This window comes from Pseudomonas sp. NPDC077451 (assembly GCF_044543345.1).
GTDB lineage: Bacteria > Pseudomonadota > Gammaproteobacteria > Pseudomonadales > Pseudomonadaceae > Stutzerimonas.
In genome coordinates this window covers 226276-239191 of record NZ_JBITVX010000006.1, presented here as the reverse complement: position 1 = coordinate 239191, position 12916 = coordinate 226276, and the positions used below count along the sequence as shown (strand labels likewise).

13 protein-coding genes are annotated in these 12916 nt (G+C 62.8%); 8 read left to right on the top strand and 5 right to left on the bottom strand.

The features are described 5' to 3' along the window. Positions 1–52: 52 nt before the first annotated feature. Both ACIGHL_RS12435 and ACIGHL_RS12430 read right to left on the bottom strand, forming a co-directional pair. A complete protein-coding gene (locus tag ACIGHL_RS12435) occupies positions 53–916 on the bottom strand; it encodes an isocitrate lyase/PEP mutase family protein (RefSeq protein ID WP_128120730.1) in 864 nt (287 codons plus the stop codon). A gap of 94 nt (positions 917–1010) precedes the next feature. After that, entirely contained in the window at positions 1011–1883 is an 873-nt protein-coding gene (locus ACIGHL_RS12430; RefSeq protein WP_128120729.1) for a DMT family transporter, read from the bottom strand. Positions 1884–2205: 322 nt separating this feature from the next. Between ACIGHL_RS12430 and ACIGHL_RS12425 the strand changes: the two genes are divergently transcribed. The 7 genes from ACIGHL_RS12425 to ACIGHL_RS12395 all read left to right on the top strand — a co-directional run bounded on the left by ACIGHL_RS12425 (position 2206) and on the right by ACIGHL_RS12395 (position 7833). After that, positions 2206–2688, top strand: coding sequence for a GNAT family N-acetyltransferase (locus ACIGHL_RS12425; protein ID WP_128120773.1), 483 nt, complete (start codon positions 2206–2208; stop codon positions 2686–2688). Between the two features lie 165 nt (positions 2689–2853). Then, positions 2854–3354 (top strand): urease accessory protein UreE, encoded by a 501-nt coding sequence (ureE, locus tag ACIGHL_RS12420; protein WP_128120728.1) that lies wholly within the window; start codon positions 2854–2856, stop codon positions 3352–3354. Further along, a complete protein-coding gene (locus ACIGHL_RS12415; protein ID WP_128120727.1) occupies positions 3351–4028 on the top strand; it encodes an urease accessory protein UreF in 678 nt (225 codons plus the stop codon). Before ureE ends, ACIGHL_RS12415 begins: the two co-directional genes overlap by 4 nt. A 28-nt stretch (positions 4029–4056) precedes the next feature. Then, entirely contained in the window at positions 4057–4671 is a 615-nt protein-coding gene (ureG, locus tag ACIGHL_RS12410) for an urease accessory protein UreG (protein WP_102837447.1), read from the top strand. A 31-nt stretch (positions 4672–4702) separates the two neighbouring features. Then, a complete protein-coding gene (locus ACIGHL_RS12405) occupies positions 4703–5275 on the top strand; it encodes a HupE/UreJ family protein (protein ID WP_128120726.1) in 573 nt (190 codons plus the stop codon). Between the two features lie 120 nt (positions 5276–5395). Then, positions 5396–5767, top strand: coding sequence for a glucose dehydrogenase (locus tag ACIGHL_RS12400; protein WP_128120725.1), 372 nt, complete (start codon positions 5396–5398; stop codon positions 5765–5767). Then, complete coding sequence (locus tag ACIGHL_RS12395) at positions 5764–7833, top strand: pyrroloquinoline quinone-dependent dehydrogenase (RefSeq protein WP_128120724.1); 2070 nt, start codon at positions 5764–5766, stop codon at positions 7831–7833. The genes ACIGHL_RS12400 and ACIGHL_RS12395 overlap by 4 nt, the downstream gene beginning before the upstream one ends. A gap of 22 nt (positions 7834–7855) precedes the next feature. Here the strand turns inward: ACIGHL_RS12395 and amn are convergent, their stop codons facing one another. Then, a complete protein-coding gene (gene amn, locus ACIGHL_RS12390) occupies positions 7856–9328 on the bottom strand; it encodes an AMP nucleosidase (RefSeq protein ID WP_128120723.1) in 1473 nt (490 codons plus the stop codon). Between the two features lie 76 nt (positions 9329–9404). After that, positions 9405–10745: an aminotransferase-like domain-containing protein gene (locus ACIGHL_RS12385; protein ID WP_128120722.1), complete on the bottom strand. Its 1341-nt coding sequence runs from the start codon at positions 10743–10745 to the stop codon at positions 9405–9407. Positions 10746–10824: 79 nt separating this feature from the next. Between ACIGHL_RS12385 and ACIGHL_RS12380 the strand changes: the two genes are divergently transcribed. Further along, positions 10825–11844: a threonine dehydratase gene (locus tag ACIGHL_RS12380; protein ID WP_128120721.1), complete on the top strand. Its 1020-nt coding sequence runs from the start codon at positions 10825–10827 to the stop codon at positions 11842–11844. Between the two features lie 157 nt (positions 11845–12001). Here ACIGHL_RS12380 and ACIGHL_RS12375 read toward each other — a convergent pair whose 3' ends face one another. Next, positions 12002–12529, bottom strand: a complete 528-nt coding sequence (locus ACIGHL_RS12375; protein ID WP_181690013.1) for a hypothetical protein — start codon at positions 12527–12529, stop codon at positions 12002–12004. Between the last annotated feature and the right edge of the window lie 387 nt (positions 12530–12916).

Here is a 12916-nt window from a genome sequence, read left to right as displayed (position 1 = left end):
CGCTAACGCATCGAAAAGAGGCCCGGCGGCGCGCGCCGCCAGGCGGGATGGGTCACTCCTTGACCTGCATGTATTCCTCGGCCCAGACCATGTATTCCTCGGCGGTCGAGTATTTGACCGACAGCTGCGAGGCGTTGAGATCGGACGCATCGATCTGACGCTGCTCGCGCAGGCAGTCGTAGGTCGCCTTGATCGCGGCAAAGTAGGCCGCGTGACCGTTGACCACGATGCGCACGCCAAGCGCAGCCAGACGGCTGTTGTCGCGCAACTTGGGGTTGCCATAGGTCACCAGCATCAGCGGTACGCTGAGTTTTTCCGCGACCTGCTCCAGCTGCTCGAAATCCTCGATGCCAACCAGGCAGATCCCATCGGCGCCAGCTGCCTCGTAGGCCTGCACGCGCGCGATCACCTCTTCCAGGCCGATCACACCCGCATTGGTTCGCGCGATGATCGCGAGTTCAGGATCGATGCGTGCTTCCAGCGCCGCACGGATCTTGCCGACCGCTTCGAACATGCCAATCAGGTCGGTGGACTTGCGCCCAAATTTGGCGGGCAGCAGGGTATCTTCGATCGTCAGCGCCGCGATGCCTGCGCGTTCCAGCTCGACCACCGTGCGCATCACGTTCAGCGCGTTGCCATAACCATGGTCGGCGTCGGCGATGATCGGCAGCCGCGATACGCGGCCGATGCGTGTCGCCTGCTCGACAAATTCACTCAGAGTGATCAGCGCAAAGTCCGGCGCGGCCAGGACCTGTAACGAGGCGACCGAGCCACCGAGAATGCCGACTTCAAATTCCAGATCGGCGGCGATACGCGCCGACATCGGGTCGAATACCGATGCAGTGTGGTAGCAGCGATCGGAGGCCAGCAGCCGACGGAACTCGCTGCGCAGGGTGTGATGAGAGATACGTTGCATGGGGGTTCCTGATGAATCGCACGCAAGGGTCGAGTCGCCCTTGTCTGTTCAGTGTTGGTAGTGGTACGGACGGCCTATTGCACGTCTCGGTGTTTCAAAGCGCCGGGCGCGGTTGTCGCCCTTGCACATACGCCATGACCAGCCCGCTGGCGATGATGATGGCCATGCCGACAATGGCGCCGAAATCCGGCGTATGTCCAAAGGCAACCAGGCCTACCACCCCGGCAAAGATGATCTGCGAATAGGTGAACGGTGCCAGCGCAGCGGCGCTGGCAAAGCGAAACGCATTGGTCAGCAACAGATGACCGCTCATGGCCATGGCACCGAGCCCGGCCATCATCAGCGCGTCATGCAGCGTTGGCGTCTGCCAGTTGAAGAACACCAGCACGCTCATCACCAGACTGCCAACCACGCTGGTGATGAAGTTGCTGGTGACCGGATGATCCGTGGCGCTGAGTCGACGGGTGATCAACTGATAGACCGTGAAGCTCAGCGCCGCGCCGAACGGCAACAAGATCGCCGGCGTGAACAAGGCTCCGCCCGGCCGCACGATGATCATCACGCCGATCAGCCCACAGCCGACCGCCAGCCATTGGGCACGACTGACCTGTTCGCCGAGCAAGGCGGACGCGATGGTAACCAGCAATGGGGTCAGGAAGATGACTGCAGTCGCTTCGGCCAGTGGGATGTAACTCAGACCGCTGATGAACAGCATGCTGACGCTGACCAGGCTCAGGCCACGGCAGATCTGCAGCTTCGGCCGCAGGGTATGAAACACACGACGCCCCATGCGTGGCGTGAACAAGGTGAGCATCAGCACCGTCTGCGCCATATAACGCGCCCAGATAACCAGAAACACGGGGTAGAGCTGCGTCAGATACTTGGACAGCCCATCGTGACTGGCGAGCGTCAGGCAAGAAACCAGAATCAGCGACACGCCAAGCAGGGGCCGGTGAGAGTTATTCAATGAGGGAAACCGCGACAATAGGTAGCAAGCTATGAATTATGCCCATAAATCGGCATTTCGTCAGCGGTGACGTGAGTCGATCCGACCAGAAGAGGTGCGCGCCAGACTGCCACGCAGGTCCATCTTCTGACTCGTCGATGCGTCTGCTGAACGTCGATTCGTGACCTGATCACGCAACTGTCATCCCGTCAGGCTGTAATGCGCTACGTCTGTCGGCGCCCGCTCCGCTCGCCCGACAATCGCGTATGATCGCCGCCCCCGTGCGAGCCTCGTTACCGGCCGCTTCAGTCCGAGTGTTGTTTTGATGTTCAAGATACGAGCGATGCAGGTGCGCGATATACCTGCGGTGATGTCGATTCAGGAAGAATCCTATGCTGCCGAAGTCCACGAGGACGAAGCGGTGATCCTCAACCGCCTCGCCGCCTGTCCGCAGCTGGCCTGGGTGGCCGAGGACGATCAGGGCGTTTGCGCCTATCTCTTCGCCTACCACTCACGGGTCGGCAAGGTGACGCCACTGGATGGCGACTTCGAATCCCCCGCCAAAGCCGACTGCCTGTATCTGCACGACCTTGCCGTATCCCGGCGGGCCAGTGGCCGGGGCATCGGGCCGGCGCTGGTGCAGAAAAACCTCGAGCAGGCGCGCACTCAGAAGCTTCGCTACTCGGCGCTGGTTTCGGTGCAGGAGTCCGAAGCCTTCTGGTCTCGCCTCGGCTATGCAGCGCACACGGAACTCGAGCCGCCCCAAGCCAGCAACCTTGCCAGCTATCAGATACCCGCCGTCTATATGGTGCGTGCGCTGCACTGAGCGCACGCAGATGGTGCGACCTAGATGCAGGCGCACCATAACAGGGCCGGCTAAAGCCCCATTTTCAAGCACGGACAACCTGCAGGCTGCGGGGCGCTTCTGTTGTGGCGGGTTGGCAAGGGCCTTGCTCTGCTTGTGCCAATCGCACAACCGGAACTGCTCGCCATGCTGGTCATTCATCACCGCACCTCCCCGCAGGCCAATGCCGACGCCGAGCTGGAGTTGACCTTCGAAGCCCGTAGCAAATCGCGTCTGCGTTGCTTCACCACCACGGGAGAAGATGTCGGCCTGTTCCTCGAGCGCGGCCAGCAACCTCTGCATGACGGCGAATGCCTGCGCGCCGAGGATGGCCGTATCGTCCGTGTAAAGGCCCGCGCCGAACAGCTCCTTCATGTGACCTGCAGCAGCGCGTTCGAACTGACGCGCGCCGCCTATCATTTGGGCAACCGCCATGTGGCACTGCAGGTCGGCGACGGCTGGCTGAGGCTGCTCGATGACTACGTACTGAAAGACATGCTGGTGCAGCTGGGCGCCAGTGTCGAAGCCATCGAGGCGCCCTTCCAGCCCGAGCACGGCGCCTACGGTGGCGGTCATCATCACTCCCACGCAGGCGAAGCCGAGTTCAGCTACGCGCCACGTCTGCATCAGTTTGGTGTGCGCACGTGAATCCGGCTGCGTTCGCGCTGCTGCGGCTTGCCAGCCCGCAGTTGCCGATCGGTGGATACAGCTATTCGCAAGGCCTGGAAATGGCGGTCGAATGCGAACGAGTACGCGACGAAGCCAGCGCCCGCCGTTGGCTGGGCGACCAGCTGTTATTGAATCTGGCGCGCTTTGAAGCGCCGCTGCTGCTGGCGCACTGCCAGGCGGCAGCGGCTGAAGACTGGACAGAACTCGAGCGACTTGCCGATTGCCATCGCGCCAGTCGCGAAACCCGTGAGCTACGGCTGGAAAGCCGGCAGATGGGCTACTCGCTGAAGCAACTGCTGAACAACCTGCCCGAACTCGACGCCCCTGCCCGCGCTCTGTTTCAGCGCATCGACGAACCAGGCCTCGCCCTGGGCTGGGCCTTGGCCGCACGTGCCTGGGGCATCGGCCCCGAGGATGCACTGACCGCCTGGCTTTGGGGCTGGCTGGAAAACCAGCTGGCGGTGCTGATGAAAACCCTGCCGCTCGGCCAGCAAGCGGCACAACGCTTGACCTCCCAACTGCTGCCGACCCTGCAGCAGGCCCAGCGCGACGCAACCCTTATCGAGCCGGAGCACTGGGGCAGCGCCGCCTTTGGCCTGTCCCTGACGAGCATGGCGCACGAGCGCCAATACAGCCGGCTGTTCCGCTCATGAGCACCGCTTTCACAAGAGGAAACAGACGATGAACACCCAACCCCTGCGCATCGGCATCGGCGGGCCGGTCGGCTCCGGCAAAACTGCCCTGACACTCGCCCTCTGCCTGGCCCTGCGCGAGCGCTACAACCTGGCCGTGGTCACCAACGACATCTACACCCAGGAAGACGCGCAATTTCTGGTACGCAACGAGGCCCTGGCGCCCGAGCGCATCATCGGCGTGGAAACCGGCGGCTGCCCGCACACCGCGATCCGCGAGGATGCTTCGATCAATCTGGAAGCCGTCGAACAGCTAAACCGGCGCTTCCCAGGGCTGGACCTGATCATCGTCGAGTCCGGTGGCGACAATCTGTCCGCCACCTTTAGCCCGGAGCTTTCGGATCTGACCATCTATGTGATCGACGTATCGGCCGGCGACAAGCTGCCACGCAAGGGCGGGCCGGGCATCTGCAAGTCCGATCTGCTGGTGATCAACAAGGTCGACCTGGCGCCGATGGTTGGCGCGTCGCTGGAGGTCATGGACCGCGACACTCGCAAGATGCGTGGCGACAAGCCGTTCGTGTTCAGCAACCAGAAGGTGGGCCAGGGCCTCGACGAGATCATCGCGTTTATCGAACAACAAGGAATGCTCAGCGCCGCCTGACCACCTCATTCGCCATTCAAAGGAGTCACTGATGAACCTGCGCAAATCGATGTTCACCGCAGCCCTGCTACTCAGCCCGGCATTGGCGTTCGCCCATACAGGCCATGATCACGCTGGCGTCATGTCCGGCATCGCCCATCCAATCTTTGGCCTTGATCACCTGCTGGCAATGGTCGCCGTTGGCCTCTGGGCGGCGCAGCAAACCGGCAAGGCACGCTGGGCTTTACCCCTGACCTTCGTCGCCACGATGTTGCTGGGCGGCCTGCTCGGTTTTGCCGGCCTCGAAATACCGTTGATGGAAACCGGCATCGCCGGATCGGTGCTGGCCCTTGGACTGTTGGTGGCATTGGCGGTGCGCCCGCCGCTAGCCCTCGCGGCGGGGCTAACCGCCCTGTTTGCGCTTAGCCATGGCGTGGCTCATGGCCTGGAGCTGCCCATGCTGTCGAGCCCCTGGGGTTACGCTGCCGGCTTCGCCGTCGCGACCGCTGCACTGCACGGTATCGGCTACGTGATAGCACGCAACCTGCCACAGGTGGCTGCCCCACTGGTGCGCATCGCCGGTGCCGCGTCGGCGCTGACCGGTGCCTGGTTGCTCGCAGCCTGATCGGACACAAAACGAAACAATCACGGAACCTGAGCGCTCCCTGAGACCCAAACGCTGAGCACATTCGCCGGTTCGCTACCGGCGACGCCTCAGCCATCGGTCATACAGAGGAAGCGCAACGTGTCCAACCCCCCTCACGCCCACGGTTTCGCATACTGGGCGCTCAAAGTCTTCGCCGTCATCGTCGCCCTGTTTGGTCTCGCCCTCGCCGCTGGCGGCGTCTGGCTGATCACGCTTGGCGGCTCCTGGTACTACCTCATCGCTGGCGCCGGCATGCTGATTGCCGGCGTGCTGCTGTTCATGCGGCGCATCAGCGGCGTCTGGCTTTACTGGGCAGTATTCCTAGCGACTGTTGTCTGGGCTATCTGGGAGGTCGGCCTTGACCCCTGGGCGCTGATACCACGCCTGGTGGCGCTGGCTGTGATCGCCCTTCTTACCCTGGCTTTTATTCCGGTGCTGCGGCGCCACACTCGCAAAGAGGCGCACGCATGACGCACCTGATTCGATTGTTTGGCTTGATGACCCTCATCTGGCTGCCACTCAGCCATGCCCAAACGACCGCCTATGACCCTACGCTGGAGCCAGCCACAACCGTAGCCAGCACGGTTGCCGGCGCCCCCGAGCCAGCCGACTGGACCGCCTATGGCCGCAACAATGCAGCCACCCGTTATTCGCCGCTCGATCAGATCGATCGCGACAATGTCTCCGAGCTCAAGCCAGTCTGGGGCTATCGCACCGGCAACCTGCCCGATCAATCAGTGGTCGACAAGAAGTGGGCGCCGGAAACCACACCGCTCAAGGTCGGCGATAACCTCTATCTGTGCGATGCGCTGAACGTGCTGATTTCGCTCGATGCCAGCAGCGGTCGTGAACGCTGGCGCTACGATCCGAAGGTTTCCACCGACCATATTCCCTACTCGGCCACCTGCCGCGGCGTGAGCTACTACGAGGTGCCGGATGTACCCGATGACACCGCCTGCAAGCGCCGCATCATCGAGGGCACGCTTGACGCAGAGCTGGTCGCGGTCGATGCCGATACGGGCGTGCCTTGCGCCGATTTCGGCCACGCCGGCCACGTCGATCTGATGGAAGGCATGGGCGACTCTGTACCGGGTTACGTCGCGGTGACGTCGCCGCCGACCATCGTTCGCGGGGTCGCGGTGGTCGGGCACCAGGTGCTCGACGGCCAGAAGGAAGACGCGCCATCCGGCGTGATCCGCGGATACGACGCGGCCACCGGCAAGCTGGCCTGGGCCTGGGACATGGGTCGGCCTGGCGAGACCGGGCTGCCAGAAGGGGATGATGTCTACACCCGAGGCACGCCCAACGCCTGGACGATCTTCTCCGGCGACGAAGCCCTCGGCCTGGTCTACGTACCGATGGGCAACTCGTCGGTCGACTACTGGAGCGGCAACCGCCGCGAGTTCGAGAAACCCTACTCGACCGCGCTGGTGGCCTTGGACGTGACCAATGGGACAGTGCGCTGGGTCTTTCAGACCGTGCATAACGATGTCTGGGACTATGACCTCGGCTCCCAGGGCAGCCTGATCGACTTTCCGGTCGGCGACGGACGTACTGTTCCAGCGGTCGTGCTACCCACCAAGATGGGCGACATCTACGTGCTCGACCGCCGCACTGGCGAGCCATTGACGCCCGTCGAGGAGCGCCCGGTGCCCGCAAGCACTTTGCCTGACGAAACGCTGTCACCGACGCAACCCTTCTCTGTCGGTATGCCGTCCACGCCACGCGAGCAGCTGACTGAGACCGATGCATGGGGGGTGACGCCGCTGGACCAGCTGTGGTGCCGCATCCAGTTCAAGCGTGCCAGTTATGAAGGCATGTACACACCGCCGAGCGTGGACAGGCCATTCCTGCAGTGGCCGAGCTACAACGGCGGTAACGACTGGGGCAGCGCGGCGGTGAACACCGACCGCAACATCCTGGTGTTGAACTACAACCACATCGCCATGTATGACCAGCTCATCCCACGCGACGAGGCCAACGAGCGCGGCATGGTCCCACTCGGGGTACCAGGCGGCAGCACCTCGTCTGGCGGCTCAGTGCCGCAGGCGGGCTCGCCCTATGCCGTGTCCATCGAGGCCTGGCGCAACGGCTTCACAGGCGTACCCTGCAGTCGCCCACCCTTCGGCGGCATCATGGCTATCGACCTCAACACCCGCAAAGTGCTGTGGAACGAGCCATTGGGCACCGCTCGCCACAACGGGCCATTCGGTATCTCGTCACACCTTCCGGTGAAAGTCGGCACGCCGAACAACGGCGGCCCTGTCATTACCGCAGGCGGCTTGATCTTCATTGCGGCGGCAACCGACAACCTCATCCGCGCAATCGATATCGACTCAGGTGAGGTGCTCTGGCAAGACGTGCTGCCCGCCGGTGGGCAGGCGACGCCGATGACCTATGAGGCCAACGGGCGTCAGTATCTAGTGATCGTTGCAGGCGGCCACCACTTCATGGAGACGCCGCCGGGCGACTATGTGGTCGCCTACAGCCTGCCGGCCAAAGGCGACCCCACGTTGCCGGATTTCCTGAAGGACTAAGTGTCCGGCTAGCCGCCGCGCATTAGCGGAACGGCGGCTCGTCGAAGCTGCGCAGCTTGCGTGAGTGCAGTGAATTGAGCTGGGTGCGCAGGAGATCGAGCGCGGCGATGCCGATCTTCAGGTGCTGGGTCACGGCGCGTTCATAGAAAGCGTTGGCCGAGCCTGGCAGCTTGATCTCGCTGTGCAGCGGCTTGTCCGAGACGCAGAGCAGCGTCCCGTAAGGCACCCGCAGGCGATAGCCCTGAGCGGCGATGGTGCCGCTCTCCATGTCAACCGCGACCGCGCGGGAGAGGTTGATCAGCGGCCGCTCCTGAGCCCAGCGCAATTCCCAGTTGCGATCATCGTAGGTCAGCACCGTACCGGTGCGCAGGCGCCGCTTGAGCGCTTCGCCCTGCTCCCCGGTCACCTGCGCCGCGGCTTCCTGTAGCGCCTGCTGGACTTCCGCCAGCGCCGGTAGCGGGATATGCGGCGGCAGCACCCGGTCGAGAATCCCATCACGACGCATGTAGGCGTGGGCCAGCACGTAGTCGCCGATGGACTGCGACTGCCGCAGCCCGCCGCAGTGGCCGATCATCAACCAGCAATGCGGACGCAGGACGGCCAGGTGATCGGTGATGTTCTTGGCATTCGATGGGCCAACGCCGATATTCACCAGGGTGACGCCATCGCCATCTTTGGCCTGCAGGTGATAGGCCGGCATCTGGTAGCGATGCCAGAGCACACCGCCAATAATCGCCTGGGCTTCGCCCTCTTCCATGCCGCGCTCGATGATGATGTTGCCCGGCAGCACCATGCGCACGAAACGGGTGTCGTCGCGCAGCATGTCGAGACCGTGACGGATGAACTGATCGACGTAGCGGTGGTAGTTGGTCAGCAGGATCCAGGGCTGCACATGACGCCAGTCGCTACCGGTGTAATGCACCAGTCGGCGCAGGGAAAAGTCTACCCGCGCACCATCGAAGAGCGCCAGCGGGTAGGGATCGGCATGCTCCCAGTCATACAGGCCGTCGGCGATGTCATCGGTGGCGGCGGATAAGTCGGTGCTGGGAAACACCCGCGCCAGTTCGGCGGCAGTCACGCCGGTTCCGGCCAGTTCGTCGCCCTGTTCGATCACATAGGGATAGGGAATGTTGCGCTCACTGATGCCCACCTCAACTTTGACGCCGAAGTCCTTGATCAGCGGTCGCAGCTGGTCGAGCAGGTAGCTGCGGAACGACGCCGGATGGGTCACGGTCACGCTGTAAACACCCGGTGCCTGCACCTTGGCGTAGGCACGGGTGGAAGCCGGCACCTCGCCATGGCATTCGTAGGTCAGGCGCAGTTCGGGATAGCGAAACTGGGCGCGTTCGGCGGCGTCGGGCTCCTGCCGAGTCTTCACATAGCGTTTGAGTGCCTGGTTAAGCGAGCGAGTGGCATGCTGGTGGAGTTCGGCAAGATGGTCCACCGCCGCTTCAGCGCTGGTGGCAATGCGAAGAGTCTCGCCTGCTGGAATCATGGTTGGTTTCCTTGTCTGTTCGTTGAAAGCATCTTGCCTGCTGATCAATGACAGCGGTAGCACCGCAGTGCTGCGATCATCGATTAGACGCGGCTATTCGCAGCGCCAGGGACTCCAACCGCGCCTTCAATATCGCCAGGCTGGGCGCCGCGGTCAGGCTCAGACGCAGCGCGTTGGGCGCGCCATGACCGACCGCGAACACGGCCGCTGCAGCCGCCTCGATCCCCGCATCACGGCACAGCACCGGCAGACGTTGATCGTCCGCCAATTCCAGCCACAGATGCGGTGAGGCATTTGACGAGGCAGACCCAAGCAGTTTCTGCGCCAGCCGCCAACGCCGGGTCATCTGCTCACGTTGCCAGGCCAGCCGGCGCGCCGCGGTGCCGTCTTCAAGCCATTCGCAGCCGATCTGCAGGCATAGCGTCGACAAGGCCCAACTGGTCGCCTGCCGCTCCGGATCGATACGCGACAACCACTCGTCCGGTCCGGCAATAAAGCCCAGGCGCAACCCAGGCGCGACCGTCTTCGACAGACTGCTGATCAGCAGGGTCCGTTCAGGCAACGTCGCGGCCAAAGGTGGCTCGTCGCCAAGTGCGCCGTAGATATCGTCTTCGATGATCAGCAAGCCTCGCCGTCGCGCTACGGCAGCGACAGCCTCGCGGCGCTGCGTATCCATGCTGACGGCGGTCGGGTTCTGCATGCAGGGCGTCAGGACGGCCACGCGGGCCGAGGTAGCGCGGGCCAGGCGGTCGAGATCGTCCGGCAGAATACCGAACGCGTCCATTGCGACCCCGTGCAGCGGTAGTCGTAACTGACGCCCGGCGGCCTTGATACCGGGGGACGTCAGGGCTTCGACCAGCACCGGCTCGCCTGGCTCGCACAATCCGATCAGCGCAGCGAACACGCCCTGCTGCGCCCCGGCACAAAGCATCACCTGCTGCGGCGGAATTTCAAGCGCCCGACTACGCAGCCAGCCGCTCACCGCCAGCTGGCCACGCTGCAGACTGCGCGCTGAGGGATAACCTTGCAGGCCCGCCAGCTCACCCGTCGCGCACAGGGCCGCCATGCTGCGCTGCATGTCGTCATCGTCGGGGTCGAGAACCGGCAGGTTGGTCGAGAGGTCGACCAGTTCCGGATAGGCCTCCGGGGTCTTCAGCCGGAACAGGCTGGCCTCGCGGCTGCTGGCGAGCACGTAAGTTCCACGCCCTACCTCGCCACCGACGAGATGCCGACGCGCCGCTTCGCGGTAGGCCTGCATTGCCGTGCTGGGATTGAGGCCGAGCGCCCAGGCCAGCCGCCGCTGCGGCGGCAGTCGATCCCCCGACCGCAGCTCGCCACGTGCAATGGCCGATGCAATGGCATCGACCAGCGCCAGGTAGCGCGGTTGGTCATCAGATTCGAGTTTGGGTAACCACATTGTTTGCCATGCAATATAAATATTTACCCATACAATGCCCGCCACCTAGGATCGACGTCAAACCGCCAAGGAGCCGTCGATGTTCGATCTACACCAACTGCGTCAGGCAGCCGAACTGATTCACCAGAGCGTACCGCCAACCCCGCAATACACATGGCCACTGCTGGCCGAACGGCTTGGCTGCCAAGTCTGGGCCAAGCATGAGAATCACACGCCGGCCGGCGCTTTCAAGGTGCGCGGCGGTGTGCTCTATATCAATGAGCTGATCAAGCGTGAACCGCGCTTGCCGGGGCTCGTCACCGCAACCCGTGGCAATCACGGCATCAGCCTGGCGATGGCCGCACGCAACGCGGGTTTACGCTTGCAGATTCTGGTCCCTGAAGGCAACTCGGCGGAGAAGAACGCCGCCATGCGTGCATGCGGCGCTGAGGTCGTCGAGTACGGTCGCGACTTCGATACCGCCCGCCAGCGCGCCGCGGAGCTGGCTGAGGCCAACGGCTGGCATTTTGTCCCCTCACTGCATCCGGACCTGATCAAAGGCGTCGCCACCTATGCGCTGGAATTCCTCGAAGCGGTGCCGGACCTGCGGCGGGTTTATGTGCCCATCGGGCTCGGCTCAGGCATCTGCGGGATGATCCGAACCCGCGACCTGCTGGGCCTGAACATGCAGATCATCGGCGTGGTGTCCAGCGCTGCCGATGCCTATGCACAGAGCTTCGAGCAAGGCCGCATCGTCTGTACGGAAACAGCCAACACCTTTGCCGATGGGATGGCATGCCGCATGCCATCTCCCGACGCTCTGGAGATCATTCGCAAAGGCGCAGCGCGCATCGTGCGCGTCGATGACGCTGAAATCCGCCATGCCATCGTCGCCTTCCACGAAGACACCCATAACCTCGCCGAAGGCGCCGGCGCTGCCGCGCTGGCAGCCGCGATGCAGGAGCGCGAGCGCAACCGTGGCGAGCGCATTGGAGTGGTGCTCAGTGGTGCCAACATCGACCGCGAGGTGTTGGCAAGTATATTTGGAGCGGCGCTTGTTCGTCCGCGGCGCCGCCTGGTCGGCGACCGGCGCTCGCCTGCAAAGGGACAAACGCCTTAATGTCTGAAAACCCTAAAACAGGACTGAGCACCCCTGCGGGCATGCAGGAAGATGTCCTCAAGCACACACTGAACATCCCGATCGCGGTTCATCCCCGCTGGGCGGGGAATACATTGCTGTTTAAACCTAACGAGTCCGCATCAGCTCAAGCCAAATGTTACTGCTGTCGCATGATGATGTCGTAGCGCCGCTGGTATTCCTCGTACGAAAGCGACTTGTCGGCTGCGAGCTCGTCGAGAAGCTGCTTTTTACTGCTTGTTTCGGCGACAGAAGCACTCGCCAGTTGCGGCTGCTTTTGGGCGAGTCCGGCAGTGGTCGCCTTTGGTAACTTATACATCGCGCCGGTCGCCGGATCGACGGCCAGCATTCCGATTAACCCGCCGAACAAGATGTTTCCCCAGTACCAGCCGTCGAGTTCGCTGTTAATCACAGACGAAGCGTCCTCGTAACCGTCCTTGCGATAGCGGACTGTGTACCTTTCACCGTCGAAATAACCAGCGCCCGCATTAAGGACGACTTGCCCTGGTGTCACGCCGGAACTGACGATTAATCCGCTTTCGCTGGATATCTCGTAGCTAGCACCTGCAGGAGCGGACGTCACCGAGACAGGATAGATTGAGTCGCTAACAATGCTCGCGCAGCCCGTTACAGAAACGATGGCTGCAGCCAAGATTAATTTTCTCATTATCACTTCCACGTTGTGTTTTCGACGGCGAAATATAGCAGAACGCCATCACGGAAACCCAGCGTTGGCCCAAGCTGGTAGCTGGGTGGTTCTACCTGGCCGGTTTGATGCTATGCATCGCCTGCCCACGCTGAATTCGCCATATATAAGGCGCACGGCATTTGCCGCATGCAACTGCTGGAGTGCGGACACGCAGCGTAGGGCATGCTGGGCACAAGAGCAGCCGAGGGTCGCGGCGAGGTGCAATCCATAGTCAATGGCAGCGCCAATGCGGTTTGCGTTACCCCTTTTCGCTCCTCAGCCATGAGCCCACCAACGGCCGCTTGGACGGCCGGAAGCTCATAAGTGACAGCAACGCAGAACAATCTCAAGCACAAGGTCCGACGG

Coding starts and splice junctions, on each gene's coding strand:
- ACIGHL_RS12435 (WP_128120730.1), bottom strand. CDS start 916: ATGCAACGTATCTCTCATCACACCCTGCGCAGCGAGTTCCGTCGGCTG.
- ACIGHL_RS12425 (WP_128120773.1), top strand. CDS start 2,206: ATGCAGGTGCGCGATATACCTGCGGTGATGTCGATTCAGGAAGAATCC.
- ureE (WP_128120728.1), top strand. CDS start 2,854: ATGCTGGTCATTCATCACCGCACCTCCCCGCAGGCCAATGCCGACGCC.
- ureG (WP_102837447.1), top strand. CDS start 4,057: ATGAACACCCAACCCCTGCGCATCGGCATCGGCGGGCCGGTCGGCTCC.
- ACIGHL_RS12405 (WP_128120726.1), top strand. CDS start 4,703: ATGAACCTGCGCAAATCGATGTTCACCGCAGCCCTGCTACTCAGCCCG.
- ACIGHL_RS12395 (WP_128120724.1), top strand. CDS start 5,764: ATGACGCACCTGATTCGATTGTTTGGCTTGATGACCCTCATCTGGCTG.
- amn (WP_128120723.1), bottom strand. CDS start 9,328: ATGATTCCAGCAGGCGAGACTCTTCGCATTGCCACCAGCGCTGAAGCG.
- ACIGHL_RS12385 (WP_128120722.1), bottom strand. CDS start 10,745: ATGTGGTTACCCAAACTCGAATCTGATGACCAACCGCGCTACCTGGCG.
- ACIGHL_RS12380 (WP_128120721.1), top strand. CDS start 10,825: ATGTTCGATCTACACCAACTGCGTCAGGCAGCCGAACTGATTCACCAG.
- ACIGHL_RS12375 (WP_181690013.1), bottom strand. CDS start 12,529: ATGAGAAAATTAATCTTGGCTGCAGCCATCGTTTCTGTAACGGGCTGC.